At 64.5% G+C, this 23171-nt stretch carries 21 protein-coding genes and 4 pseudogenes; 19 read left to right on the forward strand and 6 right to left on the reverse strand.

Going from position 1 to position 23171, the window contains the following annotated elements; genetic code table 11:
* Nucleotides 1–276: 276 nt before the first annotated feature.
* Nucleotides 277–525, reverse strand: coding sequence for an accessory factor UbiK family protein (locus DRB87_RS02405; protein WP_017235617.1), 249 nt, complete (start codon nucleotides 523–525; stop codon nucleotides 277–279).
* Nucleotides 526–918: 393 nt separating this feature from the next.
* Here DRB87_RS02405 and DRB87_RS02410 point away from each other — a divergent pair, with 393 nt between their 5' ends.
* From DRB87_RS02410 to ptsP, 9 genes and pseudogenes are all read left to right on the forward strand, one after another.
* On the forward strand, nucleotides 919–1740 hold the full coding sequence (locus DRB87_RS02410; RefSeq protein ID WP_130024734.1) for a TorF family putative porin: 822 nt from the start codon (nucleotides 919–921) through the stop codon (nucleotides 1738–1740).
* Between the two features lie 13 nt (nucleotides 1741–1753).
* A complete protein-coding gene (locus DRB87_RS02415) occupies nucleotides 1754–2092 on the forward strand; it encodes a P-II family nitrogen regulator (RefSeq protein ID WP_010804740.1) in 339 nt (112 codons plus the stop codon).
* 86 nt (nucleotides 2093–2178) lie between these two features.
* Nucleotides 2179–3647: pseudogene (amt, locus tag DRB87_RS02420) on the forward strand (ammonium transporter).
* Nucleotides 3648–4004: 357 nt separating this feature from the next.
* A complete protein-coding gene (gshA, locus tag DRB87_RS02425) occupies nucleotides 4005–5294 on the forward strand; it encodes a glutamate--cysteine ligase (protein ID WP_017232716.1) in 1290 nt (429 codons plus the stop codon).
* 433 nt (nucleotides 5295–5727) lie between these two features.
* Entirely contained in the window at nucleotides 5728–7026 is a 1299-nt protein-coding gene (locus tag DRB87_RS02430) for a hypothetical protein (RefSeq protein WP_130024735.1), read from the forward strand.
* A gap of 60 nt (nucleotides 7027–7086) precedes the next feature.
* Nucleotides 7087–8025 carry a glutathione synthase gene (gshB, locus tag DRB87_RS02435; protein WP_130024736.1) on the forward strand — a complete coding sequence of 313 codons (939 nt, stop codon included), beginning with the start codon at nucleotides 7087–7089 and terminating at the stop codon, nucleotides 8023–8025.
* Between the two features lie 169 nt (nucleotides 8026–8194).
* Nucleotides 8195–8607 (forward strand): annotated as a pseudogene (locus tag DRB87_RS02440) (PTS sugar transporter subunit IIA).
* A gap of 3 nt (nucleotides 8608–8610) precedes the next feature.
* Nucleotides 8611–8880, forward strand: a complete 270-nt coding sequence (locus DRB87_RS02445; RefSeq protein WP_017232712.1) for an HPr family phosphocarrier protein — start codon at nucleotides 8611–8613, stop codon at nucleotides 8878–8880.
* A gap of 144 nt (nucleotides 8881–9024) precedes the next feature.
* Entirely contained in the window at nucleotides 9025–10761 is a 1737-nt protein-coding gene (gene ptsP, locus DRB87_RS02450) for a phosphoenolpyruvate--protein phosphotransferase (RefSeq protein WP_130024737.1), read from the forward strand.
* A 154-nt stretch (nucleotides 10762–10915) separates the two neighbouring features.
* Here the strand turns inward: ptsP and DRB87_RS02455 are convergent, their stop codons facing one another.
* From DRB87_RS02455 to gpmA, 3 genes are all read right to left on the reverse strand, one after another.
* Nucleotides 10916–11668 carry a molybdopterin-synthase adenylyltransferase MoeB gene (locus tag DRB87_RS02455; protein WP_130024738.1) on the reverse strand — a complete coding sequence of 251 codons (753 nt, stop codon included), beginning with the start codon at nucleotides 11666–11668 and terminating at the stop codon, nucleotides 10916–10918.
* A 70-nt stretch (nucleotides 11669–11738) separates the two neighbouring features.
* A complete protein-coding gene (locus tag DRB87_RS02460; protein WP_130024739.1) occupies nucleotides 11739–13262 on the reverse strand; it encodes a S41 family peptidase in 1524 nt (507 codons plus the stop codon).
* Between the two features lie 439 nt (nucleotides 13263–13701).
* Nucleotides 13702–14448, reverse strand: coding sequence for a 2,3-diphosphoglycerate-dependent phosphoglycerate mutase (gene gpmA, locus DRB87_RS02465; protein WP_130024740.1), 747 nt, complete (start codon nucleotides 14446–14448; stop codon nucleotides 13702–13704).
* A 234-nt stretch (nucleotides 14449–14682) separates the two neighbouring features.
* Between gpmA and DRB87_RS02470 the strand changes: the two genes are divergently transcribed.
* From DRB87_RS02470 to DRB87_RS02490, 5 genes and pseudogenes are all read left to right on the forward strand, one after another.
* On the forward strand, nucleotides 14683–15090 hold the full coding sequence (locus tag DRB87_RS02470; protein WP_130024741.1) for a rhodanese-like domain-containing protein: 408 nt from the start codon (nucleotides 14683–14685) through the stop codon (nucleotides 15088–15090).
* A 17-nt stretch (nucleotides 15091–15107) separates the two neighbouring features.
* A complete protein-coding gene (gene grxC, locus DRB87_RS02475) occupies nucleotides 15108–15368 on the forward strand; it encodes a glutaredoxin 3 (protein WP_017232706.1) in 261 nt (86 codons plus the stop codon).
* A 65-nt stretch (nucleotides 15369–15433) separates the two neighbouring features.
* Nucleotides 15434–15940 carry a protein-export chaperone SecB gene (gene secB / locus DRB87_RS02480; protein WP_017232705.1) on the forward strand — a complete coding sequence of 169 codons (507 nt, stop codon included), beginning with the start codon at nucleotides 15434–15436 and terminating at the stop codon, nucleotides 15938–15940.
* A gap of 57 nt (nucleotides 15941–15997) precedes the next feature.
* Nucleotides 15998–17017, forward strand: a complete 1020-nt coding sequence (locus tag DRB87_RS02485) for an NAD(P)H-dependent glycerol-3-phosphate dehydrogenase (RefSeq protein WP_130024742.1) — start codon at nucleotides 15998–16000, stop codon at nucleotides 17015–17017.
* A gap of 155 nt (nucleotides 17018–17172) precedes the next feature.
* Nucleotides 17173–17702: pseudogene (locus tag DRB87_RS02490) on the forward strand (O-acetyl-ADP-ribose deacetylase).
* Here DRB87_RS02490 and trmL read toward each other — a convergent pair.
* Both trmL and DRB87_RS22945 read right to left on the reverse strand, forming a co-directional pair.
* Nucleotides 17684–18154, reverse strand: a complete 471-nt coding sequence (trmL, locus tag DRB87_RS02495; protein ID WP_130024743.1) for a tRNA (uridine(34)/cytosine(34)/5-carboxymethylaminomethyluridine(34)-2'-O)-methyltransferase TrmL — start codon at nucleotides 18152–18154, stop codon at nucleotides 17684–17686. The pseudogene DRB87_RS02490 and the gene trmL sit on opposite strands and share 19 nt — an antisense overlap.
* A gap of 16 nt (nucleotides 18155–18170) precedes the next feature.
* Nucleotides 18171–18638, reverse strand: a complete 468-nt coding sequence (locus DRB87_RS22945; RefSeq protein WP_165385224.1) for a ComF family protein — start codon at nucleotides 18636–18638, stop codon at nucleotides 18171–18173.
* Nucleotides 18639–18881: 243 nt separating this feature from the next.
* Between DRB87_RS22945 and DRB87_RS22950 the strand changes: the two genes are divergently transcribed.
* The 5 genes and pseudogenes from DRB87_RS22950 to DRB87_RS24085 form a co-directional block, all read left to right on the forward strand.
* Nucleotides 18882–19085, forward strand: a complete 204-nt coding sequence (locus DRB87_RS22950) for a hypothetical protein (protein WP_165385225.1) — start codon at nucleotides 18882–18884, stop codon at nucleotides 19083–19085.
* A 38-nt stretch (nucleotides 19086–19123) separates the two neighbouring features.
* Nucleotides 19124–20044, forward strand: coding sequence for a methyltransferase domain-containing protein (locus DRB87_RS02505; protein WP_130024745.1), 921 nt, complete (start codon nucleotides 19124–19126; stop codon nucleotides 20042–20044).
* 209 nt (nucleotides 20045–20253) lie between these two features.
* Nucleotides 20254–21339, forward strand: a complete 1086-nt coding sequence (sbnA, locus tag DRB87_RS02510) for a 2,3-diaminopropionate biosynthesis protein SbnA (RefSeq protein WP_130024746.1) — start codon at nucleotides 20254–20256, stop codon at nucleotides 21337–21339.
* On the forward strand, nucleotides 21336–22391 hold the full coding sequence (sbnB, locus tag DRB87_RS02515; RefSeq protein WP_130024747.1) for a 2,3-diaminopropionate biosynthesis protein SbnB: 1056 nt from the start codon (nucleotides 21336–21338) through the stop codon (nucleotides 22389–22391). The genes sbnA and sbnB overlap by 4 nt, the downstream gene beginning before the upstream one ends.
* Nucleotides 22388–23122 (forward strand): annotated as a pseudogene (locus DRB87_RS24085) (adenylosuccinate synthetase); the annotation flags it as partial. The gene sbnB and the pseudogene DRB87_RS24085, both read left to right, overlap by 4 nt.
* Nucleotides 23123–23171: the final 49 nt, after the last annotated feature.

Below are 23171 nucleotides of genomic sequence, written 5' to 3' on the forward strand. Positions count from 1 at the left end.
CGACGCGTCACATCACATCGCGTCGATGTCGATAGTCGTCGCAGAACGCCGCGACGCACAATGTCCAGTCGGAGGAAATCGGGGGAGTGGAGGGTGTTTTCGGAGCGACGGCACCGACGGCTCGGCAAGGTCCGCTGCGATTTAGGAGGATTCTGATCTCGGACTGAGAATCGGGAAGTGACGACACACGACAGCTGGGTGCGCCGCAGTGGGGCATGGCGTTGGCCTTCGGCCGCCGAAGATGACAAAGGGCGCCCACGCGCCCCTTGTGTTTCGTCAGTCTTGCGCTTCGTTGCGCAGGCCTTCGAGTTCGGCCACGCGTTTTTCGAGCGCCTCGAGCTTCTCGCGCGTGCGCGCGAGCACCTGCGCCTGCACGTCGAATTCCTCGCGGGTCACCAGATCGAGCCGGTTAAACCCCTGGTTGAGCAGGCTTTTGACGTTGCGCTCGATATCCTTGGCGGGGGATTGCTTGAGCAACTCACTCACCTTGGCTTGCATGTCTTGCAGGATCTCGTTCGGTTTCATAAGCCTTCCTCTCTTCAATTCTTCGCACCAACGTGGTGCTTGCACCGTCGGTGTGCTTCGGCGCGCCGGTCTGACCGGTGCAAGGTGGTGCATCAGGGCGGCCGCCAACGTTGGCGCAACTCTAACACCGTTTCCTGCGCCCAGCCAGCGCACACAACGGCGCAACCGTTACCCGGCAAGGACTTGACCTCGTTCGACACGCCGGGTTGTCGCCGGCACCGGCGCCGGCGCGTCACTTTGCCCCCGCAATTTTGCCAATTTTTTATCCCGGAATTTGTATCTTGCGCGTCGCAGCGCATGGGGATCTGAGACCTGGCACGAGAGTTGCTCTACTCAGGTCAGAAACTGCCGCACGCTGCACCAAGACGTTAGATAACAACTCAGGGGAAAGTGATGAAGAAAGTGTCAACTGCGATGGCTGGCGTTGTGTTCTCCGGTGCGATGGCGATGTCTGCCAGCGCTTTTGCGCAGACGAGCGCCGATGGCGCGGCGCCCGCCACAGCGGCGAGTGCCGCGGCCGAACCGCTGACCGTGACCGCCAACATCGGTCTGTTCTCCGACTACCGCTTCCGCGGGATCTCGCAAACGGGCAAGCGCCCGGCGGTGCAGGGCGGCTTCGATATCGCACACGAATCCGGACTGTATGCGGGCGTATGGGCGTCGAACATCAGCTGGATTTCGGATGGCAATTCGGCGGTGAGCGCGCCGATCGAAATGGATTTCTACGGCGGCTGGAAGAAGGAAATCATCCCGGACTGGACCATCGATGTCGGGGGCCTGCAGTACTACTACCCGGGCACCTATCCGTCCGGGGCCTTCTTCCCGCGTCCGCATACGTTCGAACTGTATGCCGCCTTGGGCTGGAAAACCGTAACGCTGAAGTACTCGCACTCCATGACCCGCTTGTTCGGCCTCGTGAGTCCGGACGGCCAGGATACGTCGAACAGCGGCTACCTCGACCTCACGGCAACCTATGACATCGGCGTCTGGGGCCTCTCGGCTGTGGGGCACGTGGGGCATCAGTGGGTGCACAACTTCAGCGCGGCTGGCTACACCGACTGGAAGATCGGCCTGTCGAAAGACCTGGGCAAGAACTTCTCCGTGTCGGTTGCCTACGTCGATACGAACGCCGATGAGAAGTACTACACCGCCGCGAATTCCGGCAAGGTACTCTCCAAGGCGACGGTCGTCGTGGGGTTGTCGAAGACATTCTAAGGAGCGACTCAATATGAAGCTGATAACCGCAATTGTGAAACCCTTCAAGCTCGACGAGGTGCGCGAAGCCCTCTCGAACATTGGCGTGGCGGGGATTACGGTGACCGAAGTCAAGGGCTTCGGCCGCCAGAAGGGCCATACCGAGCTGTATCGGGGTGCAGAATATGTCGTCGACTTTCTGCCGAAGGTGAAGATCGAGGCGGTCATCGGCGACGCCCTGCTCGATCAGGCGATCGACGCCATCGAGCAGGCGGCCCGCACCGGCAAGATCGGCGACGGCAAGATTTTCGTGTCCAACGTCGAACACGTCGTCCGCATCCGTACGGGAGAGACGGGCGAAGACGCGCTGTGAAGGTCCTACAAAAGAGACAACAAATCATGAAAAAACTGCTTGCCAAACTGTTGCTCGTCGCCGCCTTCGCGGGCGTCGCGGGCACGATGGGCCTCGGCTCGACCGCCGCGCTCGCGCAGGACGCTTCGGCGCCTGCCGCCGCGTCGGAGACGGCGTCACCCGCAGCGACGGCTGCGACGCCGGCGGCTGCGCCTGCACCGTCGGCTCAGGCCGCTGCGCCGGCGCCTGCCGCCGCAACGCCCGTGCCGCCGAACAAAGGCGATACGGCCTGGCTGCTGACCTGTACCGCGCTGGTGATTTTGATGACGCTGCCCGGCCTGGGCCTGTTCTACGGCGGTCTCGTCCGCTCGAAGAACATGCTCTCGGTGCTGATGCAGTGCTTCATCATCTTCTCGCTCGTGGTCGTGCTCTGGTCGATCTACGGCTACAGCATCGCGTTCACCGAGGGCGGGGCGTTCTTCGGGGGCTTTGATCGACTGTTCCTGAAGGGCATGACGCCGGACTCGATCGCCGCGACCTTCAGCAAGGGTGTGAATGTGCCGGAATACGCGTACATGGCGTTCCAGGCCGCGTTCGCCGCCATTACCTGTGCGCTGATCGTCGGGGCATTTGCCGAACGTACCAAGTTCTCGGCCGTGCTGCTCTTCACCGTGATCTGGTTCACGTTCTCGTACCTGCCGATCGCCCATATGGTGTGGTTCTGGTCGGGTCCGGATGCTTACACGGACCCTGCCGCCGCCGACGCCGCCACGGCACATGCCGGCTGGCTCTTCCAGAAGGGCGCGCTCGATTACGCAGGCGGTACGGTGGTGCACATCAATGCCGCTATCGCCGGTCTGGTCGGCTCGTACATGGTCGGCAAGCGTGTTGGCTTCGGCAAGGAAGCGTTCAAGCCGCATTCGCTCACGATGACGATGATCGGTGCCTCGCTGCTCTGGTTCGGCTGGTTCGGCTTCAACGCCGGCTCGGGGCTGGAGGCCAACGGCGGTGCCGCGCTCGCCTTCGTGAACACGCTGCTCGCCACCGCGGCTGCCACGCTGTCGTGGACGGCCGGTGAGTGGATCGGCAAGGGCAAGCCGTCAATGCTCGGTGGCGCCTCGGGGCTGTCGCCGGTCTGGTGGCGGTGACTCCGGCCGCCGGCTTCGTCGGCCCGATGGGCTCGATCGTGCTCGGCCTGCTTGCCGGTCTGATCTGCCTGTGGGGGGTGAATGGCCTGAAGCGCCTGCTCAAGGCCGACGACGCGCTCGACGTGTTTGGCGTGCATGGCGTGGGCGGTATGCTCGGCGCGATTCTGACGGGCGTGTTCGCGGCCCCGTCGCTTGGCGGCACGGGCATCTACGACTACGTGGCCAACAAGGTGGCGCCGGACTACTCGATCGCCGGTCAAGTCTGGATCCAGCTGCAAGCCGTGCTCACCACGGTCGTCTGGTCGGGCGTGGTCGCCTTCATCGCCTTCAAGATCGCCGACATCGTGCTGGGTCTGCGGGTGCCGGAAGACGAAGAGCGCGAGGGTCTGGACATTACCTCGCACGGCGAATCCGCTTATCACAACTGATGACGCAGGCGTCGGTGGGGGGGCGTTTGCCCCACCGCTCGACGCTGTGACATCGCATGGTTTGGGCCCGGCTTCGGCCGGGCGTGACTTTCAACAAGCGCCCGCGAATCGGCAACGATACGCTGCCAACCTCGGCCCAGGGCGAGCACGAGAGGTTGCCGGTGGCTGGTCGGACAGCCGCCCCGGCATTGGACGGGTACCCGGCGGGTGCCCGTTTTTTTCGCTTGCGATTCCCCGCTTCGTCCCCATCTTCTCTCACCGCGGCGTGCGCACTCCACGTCCTCCGATCCTGCCCAAGGGTGGGGGGCGCCGAGCGTATGCTCTACAATCGATATTCCATCTGGATATGAGAGAAGCATGGTTCCGCATCTCGTCACGGCTCTGAAAGGCCCTTTGCTCGACCTGGAAAAGAAGATCCTCGATGCGACGCCCGCCATCGAGCGCTGGTTCCGGCTCGAGTGGCAGGAACATACGCCGCCGTTCTATTGTTCGGTCGACCTGCGTAATGCCGGCTTCAAGCTTGCTCCGGTCGACACCAATCTCTTCCCCGGCGGCTTCAATAATCTGGCGCCTGAGGTGCTGCCGCTTGCGGTGCAGGCGGCGATGGCCGCCATCGAGAAGATCTGCCCCGACGCCAAGAACCTGCTGCTCATTCCCGAACGGCATACGCGCAATACGTTCTACCTGCAGAACCTTGCGCGACTGTCGACGATCATGCGTCACGCGGGGCTCCATGTGCGTCTGGGCAGTCTCTCGGACGACATCACCGAGCCGACCACCATCGAGTTGCCCGACGGCCAGCACGTCGTGATCGAGCCGCTCGAGCGTACACCGCGCCGGCTGGGCCTCAAGAATTTCGATCCGTGTTCGATCCTGCTCAATAACGACCTGTCCGCCGGCATTCCGCCGATTCTCGAAGGTCTGCACGAACAGTACCTCCTGCCGCCGCTGCATGCGGGGTGGGCGGTGCGCCGCAAGAGCCAGCATTTCTCGGCATATGACGACATCGTCAAGAAGTTCGCCAAGATGATCGACGTCGATCCCTGGATGCTCAACCCGTACTTCGCCAAGTGCGAGGGCATCGATTTCGACGAGCGCGTGGGGGAAGAAAAGCTCGCCGATACGGTCGACGCCGTGCTCAAGAAGATCAACAAGAAGTATCGCGAGTACGGCATCAGCGAGAAGCCGTTCGTCGTGATCAAGGCCGATGCCGGTACTTACGGCATGGGCGTGATGATGGTGCACGACGCCGCCGAGATCAAAAACCTGAACCGGCGCGAGCGCACCAAGATGAGTGTGGTCAAGGAAGGTCTCGAAGTGCACGACGTGATCGTGCAGGAAGGGGTTTACACGTTCGAGCGCATCAACGAAGCCGTGGCCGAGCCGGTCGTCTACATGATCGATCGGTACGTGGTCGGCGGTTTCTACCGGGTGCACACCGGACGCGGGACCGACGAGAACCTCAACGCGCCGGGCATGCACTTCGTGCCGCTCGCCTTCGAGCATACGGCACTGCCCGATGTCCACGCCAAGCCGGGGGCGGCACCGCCCAACCGGTTCTATATGTACGGTGTGGTAGCGCGTCTGGCGCTGCTCGCGGCGTCGGTCGAACTCGAGCGCACCGATCCGGATCCGGAAACGTATTGACGCGGCATGATCGGCGCGGCGGCAAGTGACATCCGTTCACGCCCTTTCGGTCGCGCGTTGGTTTGAGATGTTTCCGAATTTGAGGTGAGGCCCCGCCCGTGCGGCGGCGGCCTTGAACGCTTCAAGTTCCGTGGGGCGAAAAGAAAAAGACGCCCGGCTGGCCCCCCGACTAGCCGGGCGTCACATTTACCGGTCGCCTCATGCAACGACCGGAAATCGGGGCTTCCCTGGGCGGTTCCCCCCGCAAACTGGTTTCCTGCGCTCCCCCTTCGACTGTTGGATCGGTGTACTGTGCCGATCCGCCGTCTCGTTCGCGTCAGCATTGAAGCGATGATGCGACCGTTTGACGTGCACCACATCCCCGAACGGGGGATGCGCGTCCGTCTCGACGCGGAATAGGAAATTTCCTCGGAACGGGGTGTCTGGGAGGCACATGGAAATGCAGGGGGATTTGCGCACGGGCCTTCGTCAAATCCATCAACTGCCGGTACCGACGCTGGGCTATCTGCCGCTGTGGCTGGAGACGCTGCGCCGACGTCTGGCGGCGGATGGCGTCGCCGCGCTCTGGTGTCATGCGTCAGCCGACCCGGCCGCGACGGCCGAGGCCACCCGCTGGTACGCACCGCAGGCACCGCTGTCGGCCTGCGAGCGCCTTGCCGCCAGCGATTGGACGATGCCGCCGGTGGCGGAGTTACAGCGCTCGCTCGCGCACGGCGAACTGTTATGCGGTCATGCGCGGCGCTCGCGGGGCGGTCTGGGCGCGGCGCCGTCGACGTTGCGTCGTCCTCCGGAACTGGCGGGATGCCTCGCCGACGGGGACTTGCTCGACGTTTGTCTGTTGCCGGCGTCCCGGGCGTGCGACGAGGAAGCGGCGCGCAGCGACGGCGCCGATCTGTTGGCCATCGCACCCCTCGGGGTGTTGCGATTGTTCGTGTCGCGCCGCAGGTCGCAGCCGCGGTTCACTGCGCGCGAAGTCATGGCGTTCGAGGCAGCCGCCGCCGAATTCGCCACGCCACCCAAGCGCCCCGGTTTTCCGCCGATGACCGCGATGACATCGCCTGCGCGGATCCTTCGGCCCGAGCCGTCGGGCGCGATTGGCGACGACGTGGCGGGTACGCTCGTCTGGCATCGGCGTCAGCCGGAGTGGGCCGACCCCGCCGCGCTGACGCTCATGCGACGGGTCTGGCAACGCATGCCGGGGCGGGCTTGGCCCGACGCGTGCGTCGTGGTGCAGGCGTGTCAAACGCTGGTCGACGAACTCCGACTCCACCCATCGGATGCCTCGTCGCCGGGTGTGCCGGTCTGCGCGGCGGTCGAGGTGCCGGGCGGCACGCTGCATCTGCACGCCACGCACTTGTGCGGGATGGGGGGGCGAGCGACCGAGCGCGTGCGCATTGCCCTGCACCTGGCCGTGCCGCCCGCCATCCGGCTGCTGCTGCGGCTCTGGGAGACGGGGCTGACCCCGGTGCAGCGCGAGATCGCGATGCGATTGCTTGCCGGGCAGTCGCGCGCCCAGACGCGCGAGGCTTGCGCGATTGGCGTGCAAACGCTCAAGACGCATTTGTCGCTCATGCGCGCTCGTCTGGACCCCGTGCGCGACGCATCGCTGCTGCTTGGGCTGGGCGGGATGGCGGCGCTCGGAAGCGGCGCACGTGCGCTGGGGGCGCGCGAGCGCGTGGCGCCGCTCGTCGAGGCGACGCACAGCGGCAAAATGGCGCCTCGGCTAGAATAGACGCCTGTCGCCGCTGCCCGCGGTGTGTGCATCCGAACCCCCAAAGACTCCCGCCGATCGATGCAGATTCTCTTTATCGCCGACCCGCTCGACCAGTTCAAGATCTACAAGGACACCACGTTCTCGATGATGCGCGAGGCCGCGCGTCGAGGGCACCGCATCTTTGCGTGCGAGACGCACGAGATGGCATGGCAAAACGCGGCGGTCGATGCGCGCGTCAGGGAAATCCGCCTGACGGGCGATGCGATAGCCTGGTACGACGTGGTGCAAACGCAGGTGAGTCCGCTTACCGAGTTCGACGCCGTGCTCATGCGCAAGGACCCGCCGTTCGACATGGAGTACATCAACGCCACGTGGCTGCTGGAAGTCGCCGAGCGCGCCGGTGCCCGGGTGTTCAACAAGCCGAGCTCGATTCGTGATCACTCCGAAAAAATGGCGATCGCCGAGTTTGCGCAGTTCGTGACGCCGACGTTGGTCACGCGCGACGCGGACCGCCTGCGCGCCTTTCACGACGAACATGGCGACGTGATCTACAAGCCGCTCGACGGCATGGGCGGCACGGGGGTGTTCCGCATCGGGCCGGATGGCCGCAACCTTGGGTCGGTCATCGAAATGCTCGGTGAATACGGGGCCAGCTCGGTGATGGCGCAGCGCTTCATTCCCGAGATCGTGCTGGGCGACAAGCGGATTCTCGTCATCGGCGGCCAAGTCGTGCCGCACTCGCTGGCGCGCATCCCGCAGGGCAATGAAGTGCGTGGCAACCTTGCCGCCGGCGGCGTGGGCGAGGCGCGCGACCTGACGGCGCGCGATCGTCAGATTGCCGAAACACTGGCGCCGATACTCTGGCAACGTGGCCTGCTGCTCGTAGGGCTCGACGTCATAGGGGATTGCCTCACGGAAGTGAACGTCACGAGTCCGACGTGTTTCCAGGAAATTACGGAGCAAACCGGCTTCGACGTGCCGAAGATGTTCATCGATGCGCTGGAACGGGCGGTGTAAGGCAAATCCGGGGGCGGTCGGGCGACGAGTCGTTTCAGACAGCCCCTAACTTGATGAAAATTCGGGTTTTTTGCGCGCCTGCTAAAATAACAGTCCCAAAAACGACAGGTTCGCGTTCGCCGTTGTGTTTGTCTTCCAAACACGCGCGGCGCTTGGCGTACCTAGCATCATGGCTGGAATTCTGATTATTGCTCACGCACCGCTCGCCTCGGCACTTCGCGAGTGTGTTTCGCACATCTATGGCGGTTGTCCGGCGCACATCGGCGCGATCGACGTTGTGCCCGACCAGGACACGGCGGCACTCGTCGTCACGGCGCGCGAACGCCTCGCGCAGTTGCACGAAGACAACGGCGTGCTGGTCCTCACCGATCTGTTCGGGCCACGCCGTCGAATGTTGCTGCGCAACTCGTCGATTCGAAGGTGCGTGTGCTCTCAGGGGTGAACCTGTCGATGCTCATCAAGGCGGTGTGCTATCGCTCGGTGCCGCTCGACACGTTGGTGGAGAAGGTGCTTTCGGGCGGATCTAAAGGTATTCTGGAAGTCGGCGCGGGTGCGCCGGCCACACACACTACGTCACACTGAAACATGCTTCGACAAGAAACGACGATCGTAAATAAATTGGGCTTGCATGCCCGGGCATCGGCAAAGCTGACGCAATTGGCGGCGAAATTTCAGAGTGAGGTCTGGCTGACCCGGAATGGTCGGCGCATCAACGCGAAGAGCATCATGGGCGTCATGATGCTGGCTGCCGGGATTGGCGCGACGGTCGAAGTGGAGACTGAAGGCGCTGACGAGCAACAAGCCATGGATGAAATCCTGGCGCTCATCGCGAGCAAGTTCGGCGAAGGGGAGTAACACGCCGTTGCGGTGAGTCGCGGTGCGCCGCGAGCGTCGATCGCGCCTGTGCCCAATGGCGACTCACCGTGCCGAGCGCCGCCCGTACGCGGCAAAATACACGGACTTCGGTCGAATCATCCGCCTCTGAACCGGGAGACTTCCTTGTCTTTCACCCTGCACGGCATTCCCGTTTCCCGCGGCATCGCAATCGGACGCGCCTACTTGCTCGCGCCGGCCACGCTCGATGTTCCGCACTATCTGCTGGACCCTACCCAGGTCGACGACGAAATCGCGCGCTTTCACGGCGCGCAGGCGACCGTCCAGCACGAACTCGATACCCTCAAGGTTGAATTGCCCCACGATGCGCCGGGCGAGATGGGCGCATTCCTGGACGTTCACTCGCTGATCCTCAATGACACGCTGCTGGCCGACGCCGTCATCAGGCTGATTCGCGAGCGCCGCTACAACGCGGAATGGGCGCTGACCACCCAGCTCGAGGTGCTCGTCGCCCGTTTCGAGGAGATCGACGATGAGTATCTGCGAGAGCGCCGCGCCGACATCGAACAGGTGACCGAGCGCGTACTCAAGGCGCTCGCCGGTGCACCCGGCATTCGCCATGTGGTGGCTGAGACGCCACGCGACGACATGATCGTCGTGGCCCGCGACATCGCGCCGGCCGACATGCTTCAATTCAAGTCACAGACGTTCAAAGGCTTCGTCACCGATCTTGGCGGCAAGACGTCGCATACGGCCATCGTCGCGCGCAGCCTGGGCATTCCGGCGGCGGTCGGCGTCGCGCAGGCCAGCCTGCTCATCAAGCAGGACGACGTCATCATCATCGACGGCGATCACGGTATCGTCATCGTCGACCCGGCGCCGATCGTGCTCGAGGAGTACAGCTACCGCCAAAGCGAGCGTGCGCTCGAGGAGCGCCGTCTCCAGCGTTTGAAGCATTCGCCCGCGCAGACGATCGACGGCACCCACATCGCGTTGCTGGCCAACATCGAATTGCCGGAGGACGCAGCGACGGCGGTCGCCGCCGGCGCGGTGGGAGTGGGGCTGTTCCGCACGGAATTCCTCTTTATGAACGAAAAGGAGGCGCCGGCGGAAGAGGCGCAGTTCGAGGCGTACAAGCGCGCCGTCGAATCGATGCGAGGTCTGCCGTTGACGATCCGGACCATCGACGTTGGCGCCGACAAGCCGCTCGACAGTCATGAGTCGTACGAGACGGCGCCGAACCCCGCTCTGGGGCTGCGGGCCATTCGGTGGAGCCTCTCCGAGCCGCGCATGTTCCTCACGCAGTTGCGCGCGATTTTGCGTGCGTCGGCGTTCGGCAAGGTGCAGATTTTGTTCCCGATGATCGCGCATGCGCAGGAAATCGACCAGACACTCGAACTCGTTCGCGAAGCGAAGGCGCAGCTCGACGCGGCAGGCCTGCTCTACGACCCGGGCGTGAAGCTGGGCGCGATGATCGAAGTGCCGGCGGCGGCGCTCACGGTGTCGATGTTCCTCAAGCGGCTCGACTTCCTGTCCATTGGCACGAACGACCTGATTCAATACACGCTCGCGATCGATCGCGCGGACAACGCCGTCGCCCATCTATACGACCCGCTGCATCCGGCGGTGCTGCGACTCATCGCCATGACCATTCGCGAAGCGCATGCGTTTGGCGTGCCGGTGGCCGTATGCGGGGAGATGGCGGGCGATCCGACGGCGACCCGTCTGTTGCTCGGCATGGGCCTGCGCGAGTTTTCAATGCATCCGAGCCAACTGCTGCAGGTCAAGCAGGAGATCCTGCGGGCGCATCTGCCGGATCTGGAGCGGCCGGTCCAGGAGCTGCTCGCCGCCACTGAACCCGAGGAGATGCAGGCGGCGCTGGCGCGCCTGGCGGCGGCCTGACGGGCAGGCCGGGGCATCGCGCATCCCCCAACTACGAAAAAAGCGGGTCTCCTGTCGCAGGGGGCCCGCTTTTTTTCGCCCGCGCTCACCGGGCATTGAGCGCGATTGGAGTGTTCGTGCGACGCCGGGTCAACGTCGGCCGGACCCTGTGCCTTCAGTGGCGCTGGCCGCAGACCTTGCACTCCGGATTGCGGGCGCAGTGCATGGTGTGCCAGCTCATTCTGAGGGCGTCGAGCATCTGTAGGCGCCCAACGAGCGGCTTCCCGATGCCCGTGATGAGCTTGATCGCCTCGGCCGCCTGCATGCTGCCGATAATGCCTACGAGCGGGGCGAGAACCCCCATCGTGGCGCAGGCCTGCTCAGGGAAGGGTTCGTCGGCGGGAAAGATGCATTCGTAGCACGGCGACGCGTCGTCGCGCACGTCGAATACGCTGATCTGTCCGTCGAAGCGCAGGGCCGCGCCGGACACGAGCGGCACCCTCGCCGTGACACAAGCCCGATTGACGGCGTGACGTGTAGTGAAATTGTCCGACCCATCGAGCACCACGGTGGCGCTGCGGGCGAGCGTTGTGAGTTGCGCTTCGTTCACCCGTTCGGTGACGACGTCGACGACCACGCCGGGATTGATCTGCGCAATGCGGTCGCGTCCGGAGACCACCTTGGGCCGCCCGACGCTGCCGGTGTCGTGAAGAATCTGGCGTTGCAGGTTGGTGAGATCGACGTCGTCGTCGTCGATCAGCGTGATGCGTCCGATGCCGGAGGCCGCGAGGTAAAGCGCGGCGGGCGAGCCTAGACCGCCTGCGCCCACGATCACGGCGTGGGCCGCGAGCAGACGCTCCTGACCCTCGATACCGAGTTCGTCGAGCAGGATATGGCGGGAGTAACGCAGCAACTGGTCGTCGTTCATCGCAAAACGGAAAAGAATAAAAAAACCGTGCCGGCTTTCGCGGGCACGGTTTGTAGTGTAAAGCCGATGCTTACTTCTTGTCCGACGGTTTGGCAGGCGTCGCGGCAGGGCTGGCGGCCTTGGACGCGTCCTTCGGCATCGGGCCGGCATTGGCTTCCAGACGGGACTTCGTGCGTTGGACCGGCTCGCCCTTGAGCTGGTGAACGGCCTGCTGGAGCATGAAGTCGTCGGCGCTGCCCAGATCCGGCAGGCGAGCGTCTCGCTCCTTCTTGCGCTCTTCCGGCGTCTTCTTGGCGTTCTCTTCCTCGAGGCGGCGCAATTCTTCCAGTCGACGGGCTTCGCGGGCGTCGATGGCCTTCTGCTCGTCAGGTTTCTGCGTGTTGCGCAGATGGTTCTGGTAGTCGATTTCGCGCGTCACCAGCACGTCTTCCGGATCGCCCTTCGGATTCTGGTCGACCGGCACGTCCGGCGTGATACCGATGGATTGGATCGAGCGGCCGCTCGGCGTGTAGTAGTAGGCCGTGGTCAGACGCAGCGCCGTGTCCGGCGACAGTTGACGCACGGTCTGCACGGAGCCCTTGCCGAAGGTCGTCTTGCCCATGATCAGCGCGCGCTTCGAATCCTGCAGCGCACCGGACACGATCTCCGAGGCCGACGCCGAGTAGGCATTCACCAGCACGACCATCGGCACCGTCTTCCAGAAGGCGGCTTCGCCCTTGAGCGGATCCTCCGGGCTCGCCGACAGACGGTAGTTGTCGAAGGTGGCCGTGTACTTCTGCTTGGCGTCTTCGATCTGGCCGTTGGTCGTCACGACCGTGGCACCTTCCTTCATGAAGGCTGCCGACACGCCGACGGCCGACTGCAGAATGCCGCCACCGTTGTTGCGCAGGTCGAGCACCAGACCCTTGATCGGTTGATCCTTGGCCAGCTCCTGCAGCTTCTTGGCCAGATCCGGCACCGTGCGTTCCTGGAAGCTCGTGATGCGCACGTAAGCGATGCCCGGCTCGAGCATCTTGCCCTTGATGCTTTGGACGCGAATCTCAGCACGTACGATGGACACCGGGAACGTGCGCTCGTCCGACTTGCGGTAGATGGTCAGCGTGACCTTGCTGCCGGGCGCGCCGCGCATGCGCTTGACCGCCTGATCAAGGGTCATGCCGCGCACGGGTTTGTCGTCGATGCGGGTGATGAGGTCGCCAGGCTTGAGGCCCGCCTTGAAGGCCGGGCTGTCTTCGATCGGCGAGATGACCTTCACGAGGCCGTCTTCCTGAGAGATCTCGATGCCAAGACCGGCGAAGCGGCCACGCGTCTGTTCCTGCAACTCCTTGTATTCGTCCTTGTCGAGATAGGACGAATGCGGATCGAGGCTGGACACCATGCCCTTGATGGCTGCGGTCAGGAGCTTCTTGTCGTCGACCGGCTGCACATATTCGCGCTTGATTTGACCGAACACTTCGGCCAGCAGCCGGAGCTGTTCGAGCGGCAACGGCGTGGTAGCGGTTTGTGCGGAAGCCTGCGAGAACGCGAGGGTGGCAGCCGCACCGGTTGCGAGGCCCAGCACGATCAGGCCGATGTGTTTGAGGGTTTGGCGCATATAGGCGTGGAAATTCCGGATTTTTCGGGGCGCCCGCCAAGGGGCGCGCGCACTTTGGCGAAGTATAACCGTTTGCCCGCAGGGCGGGCATTGCCCATTCGACAGGGAGTTTTCCGGAGTGGTTCTACGAAAAGTTCCGGTTGCGGCGACTTTGTGGGGGATGTTTCCGGGGCGCGGCTCGATAACGGCGGGCTTTCGCTGGCGGAGCGAGCATTGGCGAGGATTGGACCTCGCGGGGCAGGATGCCCGAAAGCGAGGGAAATCATGTTACGGCGCGTTACTGGAGGGGGCAGCGGGGACGTGCTGGGGGACGTGTTGGGGGAAATGCGGCGAAAGCGGCGGAAGGGAGGAACGTAGCGGCGCGCCAGACGGGGGGCGAGCACGCCGCAAGGGGGCGGCGCGCTCGGTGTCGGCAATTGACGCAGGCGAGGGTCGACGATTACTTCGACTTGCCTTGCGCGGCCACGGCGGCCAGCGCGCCGGCGATCTTCTCCGCGTCGCCCAGGTAGTAATGCCGGATCGGCTGGAGGTCGGCGTCCAGCTCGTACACCAGCGGCGTGCCGTTCGGGATGTTCAGACCGGCGATATCGTCGTCCGAAATGTTGTCGAGATGCTTGATGAGCGCACGCAGCGAGTTGCCATGCGCGGCGACGAGCACCTGCTTGCCGGCCCGCACGGCCGGGGCGATCGACTCGTTCCACAACGGCAGCACGCGCGCCACGGTGTCCTTCAGGCATTCCGTAAGCGGAATCTCGTCGCGCTTGAGCTTGGCGTAACGCGGGTCGCGGTACGAACTACGCTCGTCATCCGCGGCGAGCGGCGGCGGCGGCGTGTCGTAGCTGCGGCGCCAGACGTGCACCTGATCGTCGCCGTACTTGGCGGCGGTCTCGGCCTTGTTCAGGCCGGCAAGCGCACCGTAGTGACGCTCGTTCAGGCGCCAGCTATGGATGACGGGAATCCACATCTGGTCCATGGCGTCTTGCACATGCCAGAGCGTGCGGATCGCCCGCTTGAGGACCGACGTATAGGCGAGATCGAACGTGTAGCCGGCGTCAGAGAGCAATTTGCCGGCCTGAATGGCTTCGGCAGCGCCCTTCTCGGTCAGGTCGACGTCGACCCAGCCGGTGAAGCGATTTTCCTTGTTCCACGTCGATTCGCCGTGGCGGATGAGAACGAGCTTGTACATGAGAAAACGTCAGTCAGAGTTGGAAAGCGGGGGCAGCCGGCGAGCGCATTGCTACACGCCGCGCCTTGCGCAGCAAGGCCCGGCAAGGGGATTTGCGGCAGCAATTCAGAGACGTTCGGGGGCGCGGCGAAGGGGCCGCCGACGTCCGGCGCAGCGATTGGCAACGCAACCCGTCGGCGCAATCACGGATTATTTTATAATGATCGGATTCTTTTGATATTTTTCAGGTGGTTTGTGACGTTCTTTACTGATTACACCAACCTCGCGCTGATCGCCATTGCCCTCGTTTCTGGGGGCATGCTGGCATGGCCCGTAGTCAAGCGCGGCGGGCGCGGTCTGTCGACTGTGGAAGCGACCCAGCTCATCAACCGTAAAGGCGCCGTGGTGCTCGATGTGCGTTCTGGCGAAGAGTTCGCCGCAGGCCACTTGCCCTCCGCGCGCAACCTGCCGCTCGACGACGTCGAACAAAAGGTCGGGCAGGTCATCAAGAACAAGGCCGCACCGGTCCTGATCGTGTGCAAGAACGGGCAGGGCGCCGCGCGCGTACAGACGTTGCTGCGCGGTCTCGGCTACGCCGAGGCGTTCAGCCTCCAGGGCGGGATTGCCACCTGGCAGGAAGCCGGCCTGCCGGTCGTGAAGTAATCGAGGAATCGCCAGTCATGCCGAAGATCGTGATGTACAGCACGCAAGTGTGCCCGTATTGCCAGATGGCGGAGCGACTGCTGCGTCAGCGTGGCGTTCAGGAAATCGAGAAGGTTCTGATCGACAAGGAACCCGCCCGCCGCGAGGAAATGATGACGCGCACGGGGCGCCGCACCGTGCCGCAGATCTACATCGACGAGCGCCACATCGGCGGTTACGACGATCTGTCGGCACTCGACCGTGCCGGCGGCCTCGTGCCGCTCTTGCAAGCCGCCTGATACCGCCCGCAAAATAGTGCGCCCAGCCGCGTGTCTGCGCGGCTGTCTTATCTCAAGGAAACAAAATGTCCGACCAGAATCAGCCGTTTTTCAGCATCCAGCGCGCTTACTTGAAAGATTTGTCGCTCGAGCAGCCGAATTCGCCCGCGATCTTCCTCGAGCAAGAGATGCCGACCGTGGAAGTGCAACTGGACGTCGCCGCCGAACGCCTGGCCGAGGAAATCTTCGAAGTCGCCGTGATTGCCACCGTGACGGCCAAGATCAAGGACAAGGTCGCGTTCCTGGTCGAAGGTAAGCAAGCCGGTATCTTCGAAATTCGCAACGTGCCGGTCGAACAGCTCGACCCCCTCATTGGCATTGCTTGCCCGACGATCGTCTACCCGTACCTGCGTGCCAACGTGGCCGATGCCATCAGCCGTGCCGGTTTCCAGCCGATCCACCTGGCCGAAGTGAATTTCCAGGCACTGTACGAACAGCGACTGGCGCAACTGGCTGAGCAACAAGCGGCCAACGGCGAAACGCCGGCCCCGGGCATCGTGATGCCCGACGGCTCGGCCGCCCAGACCCACTAAGCGCTTGATCGACGCGACGGCCGGCCCGGCGTCAGCCTTCGCGTCGAGGCCTCTCTCATGAAGATTGCCGTATTCGGTGCAGGTGCCTGGGGCACCGCGATGGCGAGTCACATGGCGGCACGCCATGAGGTTGTCCTTTGGGCGCGCGATGCGGCGCTCGTGAAGCAACTGAGCGCCTCGCACGAAAATTCCCTCTACCTCCCTGGTTCGCCGCTGTCGCCTCGTCTGCGATTCGAAGCCGACTTCGCGACGGCGCTCACGCATGGCACGGGTGAACGCGCCTTGTGCGTAGCGGCTGTGCCCGTGGCCGGCCTGCGGGCACTGGCCGGCCATATGGCGCTTGCGGCCGATGCGCCGCACAACCTGATCTGGCTGTGCAAGGGTTTCGAGTCCGATACCGGACTGCTGCCACACCAGATCGTTACCGAGGTCTTCCCACAGGTGGCGGGCGGCGCGCTCTCCGGGCCGAGTTTCGCCCGCGAAGTCGCCCAGGGACTGCCGGCGGCGCTGACCATTGCGAGCGCGGTGCCGTCGCTGTGCGAGCTGACGATCGCCGCATGTCACTTCGGCGCGCTGCGCATCTATTCGAGTGACGACGTGGTCGGCGTCGAGGTCGGCGGCGCCGTGAAGAACGTGCTCGCCATCGCCACGGGTGTCAGTGACGGACTCGGTCTGGGACTCAATGCCCGCGCGGCGCTCGTCACGCGGGGCCTGGCCGAAATGACCCGCCTGGGCGTCGCGCTGGGCGGCAAGCCCGAGACGTTCATGGGGCTGGCCGGCATGGGTGATCTGATCCTGACGGCAACGGGTGATCTGTCGCGCAATCGTACCGTCGGTCTGCAACTGGCGTCGGGCAAGTCGCTCGACGACGTGCTGGCATCGTTGGGGCACGTCGCGGAAGGCGTACGATGTGCACGTGCGGTGCGCGATCTGGCCCACGCGCATGGGGTTGAAATGCCAATTACCGACGCGGTATGCGCTACGCTGTTCGAGGGGCTACCCGCCCGTGCGGCGGTGGAATCCCTGCTGCGGCGCGATGCCCGCGCGGAACGCGAGGACGACGCCCCTGCGGGCTGAGGCATCGCTCTGACGCATCACTGGTAAGTTGCGACGGTTGTCCGGTCTTGCCCGGCGCGGCATGACCGGCCTGCGATGTTTCGCAGGAGGGTCGGTGCGCCGTTTCCCCGATGGCGGAATCCCGTCGTCGGCACTCGCACAAGGGAGTCGAACCCATGTCGCCAGTTGCCCATCTCCATACCTCCGAAGGCGATATTACGCAATCGTCGGTCGATGCCATCGTGAATGCCGCGAACGAATCGCTGCTGGGCGGTGGCAGTGTCGACGGGGCGATCCATCGTGCCGCCGGCCCGGAATTGCTGGACGCCTGTCGCAAACTGCAGGGTTGCGCGACGGGACAGGCCAAGCTCACACCGGGATTTCGACTCAAGGCGAAATACGTGATTCATGCGGTGGGGCCCGTCTGGCACGGCGGCGCGAACGATGAGCCTGCGCTGCTCGCGAGCTGCTATCGCGAGAGCTTGCGTCTGGCGGCGGCGCACGGCTGTCGCAGCGTAGCGTTTCCGGCCATCAGTTGCGGTATCTACGGTTATCCCCCGAGTTGGCGGTGCCGCTGGCTGTCTTCGCCGTGCGCGACGCGCTGCCGCATTTCCCGAGCATCGAGCACGTCGAGTTCGTTTGTTTCGACGGTGCGATGCTGGCGCGTTATCGCGCCGAACTGGCGAGTCAGGACCCGCCGGCGTAACCCTGTTGACGCCACGCCTCGAAGACCACGACGGCAACCGTATTCGAAAGATTGAGGCTGCGATTGCCGGGGCGCATCGGCAGACGCACGCGCTGCGTCGTGGCGAATGTATCGAGCAGTTCCGGGGCGAGGCCGCGGGTTTCCGATCCGAACACGAACCAATCGCCCTCGGCGAACGACAGCTCGCCGAACGGGCGCGAACCGCGCGTCGTCAACGCGAACATGCGCGTGGGATCCGGCGCTTCTGCGCTCAGAAACGCGGCCCAATCCCGGTGGACCTTTATCTCGGCATACTCGTGATAGTCGAGCCCGGCGCGGCGCATACGCGCGTCGTCGAGCGGGAAGCCTAGCGGTTCGATAAGGTGCAGGCGCGCGCCCGTATTGGCACACAGGCGAATGACGTTGCCGGTGTTCGGCGGAATTTCGGGGCTGACGAGAACAACGTTGAACATGAGCGTTGAGACAGAGTTATGAGGTGAGCGGCGTGCGCAATGCGACTGCCGCAATCACATGCGTTGCGCCGGCGCGTTTGAGGGCGGCGGCCGCGGCGTCGCACGTCGCACCCGTCGTCATCACGTCGTCGATAAGCACAATCCGACGCCCACGGACTTGGTCGCTCGCGACGAAGGCGCCGCGCAGGTTGCGTCGGCGTTCATCGCGCGAGAGGCGTCGCTGCGCGGCGGTCGTTCGCTCGCGGTGCAGCACGTGGGCGCTGGCGGGCAGATGCGCCCGCCGCGACGCGACCCGCGCGAGTTCCCACGCCTGGTTGAACCCCCGCGTCGCGAGTCGCGAGGGCGCCAGCGGCACGGGCACCAGCAGCGCAGCCTCGTCTCGGCAATTCGAGAGGGCATCGCCGAGGCGTTCGCCGAACTCGCGCGCGAATGGCAGGGCGCCTTGATATTTCAGACGAATCATCAGCGTATCGAGCGGTGCCACGTAGTCTGCGAGGGTCAGTGTCGTATCGAACGCGGGTCGTAACCGCAGACATTGTCCGCACACGGGCGGGGGTGGGGTGCGGCAAATTGTCGCACCTCCGATGCCCTGCGAGTCGGTTTCGTCCGCGCAAGTGGGCCGCCATGGCAATGCGACCGCACATTGACGACAGCGCAGCGGCGCATCAGGCCGGTCGGCATCGAAGGCGTGTGCGCAATCGACACAGATCTGCCGCGGTGCGCGCCGGTGGCAAAGCGCGCAGTGATCGGGCAACGCCATGCGCAGCCACCCGCCAGCAAGCTTGGCGAGCGTTTGCAAGGTGGCATGGAGGAAGGGCAAGGCGATAGCGGCGATGAAGTGGTGTGGAAGGCGGCGCGGTCGACGTCGTCGATGCTCGGCATGGGACGGCGTGCGACGGGGCGCGTGGCGGTGCCCGATGCGTTCGGTTAGCAACGAGTATACTGCCGACTCGCCTTTTCGCCCGTCCCATGAAGCCTTCCGCCGCTCCCCCGACCCCGTCCTCCGCGTTCTCCGCTCGCTTTTTGCGCACTGCGTTCGACCGCCGAGCGCCGAACTGGCCGCAGGCCGACTTCCTGATGCGGGAGGTGGCGTCGCGGCTCGCGAGCCGACTCGATTACATCAAGCTGAAGCCGACCCGCGTGCTCGATGCCGGATGCGGCACGGGCGGCGATTTGCTGAGCTTCGGCGAGCGTTACCCCGAGGCATATCGCGTGGGGCTCGATGCGTCGCTCGCGATGGTCAAGGCCGCCGCGGCGGCAGGCGCAGCAACCGGCTGGCGCCGACTGCTGCGCAGTGCGCCGCCCTATGGCCTCGTGCAGGCCGATTTCTCCGCGCTGCCGTTCGCGCCGCGCACCTTCGATCTCGTCTGGTCGAACCTCGCGCTCCATTGGTATCGCGAGCCGCATCGCGTCATTCCCGAGTGGCATCGCGTGCTTGGCAACGACGGTTTGCTGATGTTTTCGGCCTATGGTCCCGACACCCTGCGGGAGTTGCGAGCGGCGTGGGCGGAAGTCGATGACGTGCCGCATGCCCTCGAGCCGACGGACATGCATGACTTGGGCGACATGATGGTGGCGAGTGGATTCGATACCCCCGTCACGGACATGGAGCGCCTCACGCTGACGTTCGAAACGCCTGACACGTTGCTGCGCGACGTGCGGTTGCTCGGCGTGAATCCACGACCCGAGCGTCGCCGGGGCCTCACCGGGCGGGCGCGTCTTGCGGCTTTGCGTGCGGCGCTGGAACGACAGCGCGGTGCGGACGGCACGATCGCATTGACGTTCGAACTCGTCTACGGGCACGCCTGGAAAATTCCCGAGAAGACCGATGCGGCCGGCAATGCCGTCGTTCGCCTTCAGGACATCGGACGCGGCGGCCGGCCTCGCTGAGTTTCGCCGCGTTTCGCGGACCCGCCACCTCCCGCTGGCGCCCTGACGACCCACCGTGTCCTGCGCCCTACACGACCTTGCAGGTGTTCCGCGCACGTCCGATTCGCTTAAATGACGCTTCACGGCGTGCATGAGCACAGGGCCTTGCGGATTGCCTTCGCTACGCCACGCCATCGAATCGCCTTCGGGCGAGACATCGGGAGGTCGGGGTGGGGAACCAGCACGAAACGTGGGCGGCGTCGCCGCAGGTCGAACCTGCGCAACGCGAAACAACGCGCGATCGCCAGAGGCTGCGCGTCGATGGCGCCTTTCTGCGACCGACCTCCCCCGTTTTCACGGCGATTGACGGCCTGTGTCGCGCCACGGTTCACCTCAAGCTCGAAGGTCTGAACGCGGCGGGCTCCATCAAGCTGAAGCCCGCGCTTCAACTCATCGAGGATCTGGAGGTGGCGGGCCGCGTTGACGTGAATACGCGGATCGTCGAGTCTTCCTCGGGCAATCTCGGGATGGCGCTGGCGATGGTGTGCGCAAATCGCGGCTACCCGTTCACTTGCGTCACGGATCCCAACACGTCGCGTCATGCGATCCGCGCCATGCAGGCGGCGGGCGCGCACGTCGTGCGCGTTGAACGTCGCGATGCGCAGGGGGGGTATCTCGGCACACGCATCGCGTGGATCCGTGAGCAAGTGGCGCGTAACCCGCGTTGGGTGTGGGTCAATCAGTACGCCAACCCAGGCAACTGGCGTGCGCACTATCGATGGACGGCGCCGGAAATCTTCGCGGCCTATCGCAACGTCGACCACTTGTTTGTCGGCGCGGGCACCACCGGCACATTGATGGGCTGCCTGCGTTACGTACGCGCCCATCGACTGCCGACCCGTGTCATTGCGGTCGATGCCGTCGGTTCGGTGACGTTTGGCGGCCCGCCGGGGCCTCGCCGCATCCCTGGACTGGGCACGAGTTGCCGCCCGGCGTTGTCTGAGGCGTCGCAGGCCGAGCCGCCGGACGCCATCGTCTACGTTGACGAGGCCGAAACCCTTCGCATGTGCCACACGCTGGCCGCGCGCGGTTTGCTCGCGGGCGGGTCCACGGGCAGCGTGTTGCGTGCCGTGCAAATGTCGTCGGGCGAGATCGCCGCCAACGACACGGTCGTCGCCGTCGCTCCCGATATGGGCGACAAATATCTCGACACCCTCTACGACCCCGATTGGGCCGCTACCTGTATCGATGGCCGCCCAAGTTCGCCATGCGGAACGTCTCCTCTCGTCGATACCGTCGGTCCTTCATTGCCATGAACGCACTACCGCTACCGCAATTTCGCGTGTTCACCGGAGAGCAGGTCAGTTCGACTCTCGGGACGGGGACGGCTGCCGTTCTCGAAACGGTCGAAGCGGCGTATCGCGCGCATCACGCCGGGCGCACCGTCAATCCGGAGAGTCAGTTTCTCCGCTTTCCCGACGCGCAACGCAATCGCATCATCGCGTTGCCTGCGCACCTTCGCGATGATCACGGCGAGGCGGTGACCGGCATCAAATGGATATCGAGCTTTCCCGCGAACGTCGAACGTGGCATGCCGCGCGCGTCGGCCGTCCTCATTCTGAACGATGGGGCGACGGGCTATCCGATCGCGTGCATGGAAGCGAGCCTCATCAGCGCGGCGCGCACGGCGGCGAGCGCGATCAGCGCGCTGCGGTGTCTCGCCAGCGACGCGCTCGCCACGAAGGCGACGGCCAAGACCTCAGCGCGAAGCCTGCGCGTGGCATTTGTCGGCGCCGGCGTGATCGCACGCCACGTGGCCGAGTGTCTGCCGCTCGCCGAACTGCCAATCGGTGACGTGACAGTGCACGACCTGAACCCGGACTACGCCACGACACTTGCCACCCGCATCGGTATGCGCCTCGGCTACGAAGCGCGTACCGAGGCCTCGCTCGAACGTATCGTTCGCGCGTCGGACGTGATCGTGTTCACCACGACGGCGCCCTCGCCCTATGTGAACGACCCGGACTGGTTCTCTCACTGCCCCGTCGTGCTGCACCTCTCGCTTCGCGACCTTGCGCCAGCGGTCGTGCTTGCGTCCCACAACGTCGTCGACGACATCGATCATTGTCTGCGGGCGATGACCTCGCTTCATCTCGCCGAAGTCGAGACCGGTCATCGGCGCTTCGTCACGACGTCGCTGCCGCATTTGCTCTGTGGCGGACAGGCGCCGGTGCGTGATCGACCGATTGTGTTTTCGCCGTTCGGTCTGGGCATCCTGGACATTGCCGTCGGGCGTTGGGTCTATGAACAGTTGGCTGCGCAGCAGGCGCCCATCCCCCATTTTTTCCACGATATGCAACGCGCATGACCTCCGTTACCTATAGCGCCTCCTTCCCCGCCGCTCACCTCGCTTCGCCTCCCGCCGAAGGCTTCGCCGACGTCCTTGTCGGTCTGCAATATGGCGACGAAGGCAAAGCGAAGATCATCGACGCCCTCGCTGCGGGGTACGACGTGATCGCCCGATTCAATGGCGGCGCCAACGCCGGCCACACCATCGACACACCCTTCGGCCGCATCGCGCTCAAGCAACTGCCGTCAGGCGTGTTTCATCCCCACGCCACGCTGTACATCGGGTCTGGGTGCGCGCTCAACCCGTGGAAGCTGGCTGACGAGATCGAACAACTCCGCGAGATGGGCGTCTCGCTCGAGGGCCGGCTACGCATCAGCGCGCGAGCCGCGCTCGTGCAGCCCCACCACATTGCGCTGGATCGACGCGGCGGCGGCACGATCGGTACCACGGGTAACGGCATCGGGCCGTGCTACGCCGATCGCGCCTTGCGTGTGCGCAACGACAAACGCGTCAATCTGATGCTCGGCGATCTGCTCAATAGCGAGGCGGACACCGTGGCCTCGATGCGCGACGTCTTCACGCGCATGATCAACGCGGAAGGGGGAACGTCGCCCTGGGTCGCCGAAATGTCGGATCTGTTGTTGAGTCTGCCGAAAGTCGCCGACACCTTGCGCGCCTACATTGAACCCGATCGAGGATGGCTTGCGAATCGCGTGAAGCAGGGCGCCAGGGTGTTGTTCGAAGGGGCGCAGTCGGTGTTGCTCGATGTCGTTGACGGCTGTCAGCCGTATGTCACGT

This window comes from Pandoraea sp. XY-2 (assembly GCF_004193915.1).
GTDB lineage: Bacteria > Pseudomonadota > Gammaproteobacteria > Burkholderiales > Burkholderiaceae > Pandoraea > Pandoraea cepalis.

What these genes read in the sequence shown, in the direction of transcription:
- DRB87_RS02405 (WP_017235617.1), bottom strand. Translation starts at nt 525, where the DNA reads ATGAAACCGAACGAGATCCTGCAAGACATGCAAGCCAAGGTGAGTGAG.
- DRB87_RS02410 (WP_130024734.1), top strand. Translation starts at nt 919, where the DNA reads ATGAAGAAAGTGTCAACTGCGATGGCTGGCGTTGTGTTCTCCGGTGCG.
- DRB87_RS02415 (WP_010804740.1), top strand. Translation starts at nt 1,754, where the DNA reads ATGAAGCTGATAACCGCAATTGTGAAACCCTTCAAGCTCGACGAGGTG.
- gshA (WP_017232716.1), top strand. Translation starts at nt 4,005, where the DNA reads ATGGTTCCGCATCTCGTCACGGCTCTGAAAGGCCCTTTGCTCGACCTG.
- DRB87_RS02430 (WP_130024735.1), top strand. Translation starts at nt 5,728, where the DNA reads ATGGAAATGCAGGGGGATTTGCGCACGGGCCTTCGTCAAATCCATCAA.
- gshB (WP_130024736.1), top strand. Translation starts at nt 7,087, where the DNA reads ATGCAGATTCTCTTTATCGCCGACCCGCTCGACCAGTTCAAGATCTAC.
- DRB87_RS02445 (WP_017232712.1), top strand. Translation starts at nt 8,611, where the DNA reads ATGCTTCGACAAGAAACGACGATCGTAAATAAATTGGGCTTGCATGCC.
- DRB87_RS02455 (WP_130024738.1), bottom strand. Translation starts at nt 11,668, where the DNA reads ATGAACGACGACCAGTTGCTGCGTTACTCCCGCCATATCCTGCTCGAC.
- DRB87_RS02460 (WP_130024739.1), bottom strand. Translation starts at nt 13,262, where the DNA reads ATGCGCCAAACCCTCAAACACATCGGCCTGATCGTGCTGGGCCTCGCA.
- gpmA (WP_130024740.1), bottom strand. Translation starts at nt 14,448, where the DNA reads ATGTACAAGCTCGTTCTCATCCGCCACGGCGAATCGACGTGGAACAAG.
- grxC (WP_017232706.1), top strand. Translation starts at nt 15,108, where the DNA reads ATGCCGAAGATCGTGATGTACAGCACGCAAGTGTGCCCGTATTGCCAG.
- secB (WP_017232705.1), top strand. Translation starts at nt 15,434, where the DNA reads ATGTCCGACCAGAATCAGCCGTTTTTCAGCATCCAGCGCGCTTACTTG.
- DRB87_RS02485 (WP_130024742.1), top strand. Translation starts at nt 15,998, where the DNA reads ATGAAGATTGCCGTATTCGGTGCAGGTGCCTGGGGCACCGCGATGGCG.
- trmL (WP_130024743.1), bottom strand. Translation starts at nt 18,154, where the DNA reads ATGTTCAACGTTGTTCTCGTCAGCCCCGAAATTCCGCCGAACACCGGC.
- DRB87_RS02505 (WP_130024745.1), top strand. Translation starts at nt 19,124, where the DNA reads ATGAAGCCTTCCGCCGCTCCCCCGACCCCGTCCTCCGCGTTCTCCGCT.
- sbnB (WP_130024747.1), top strand. Translation starts at nt 21,336, where the DNA reads ATGAACGCACTACCGCTACCGCAATTTCGCGTGTTCACCGGAGAGCAG.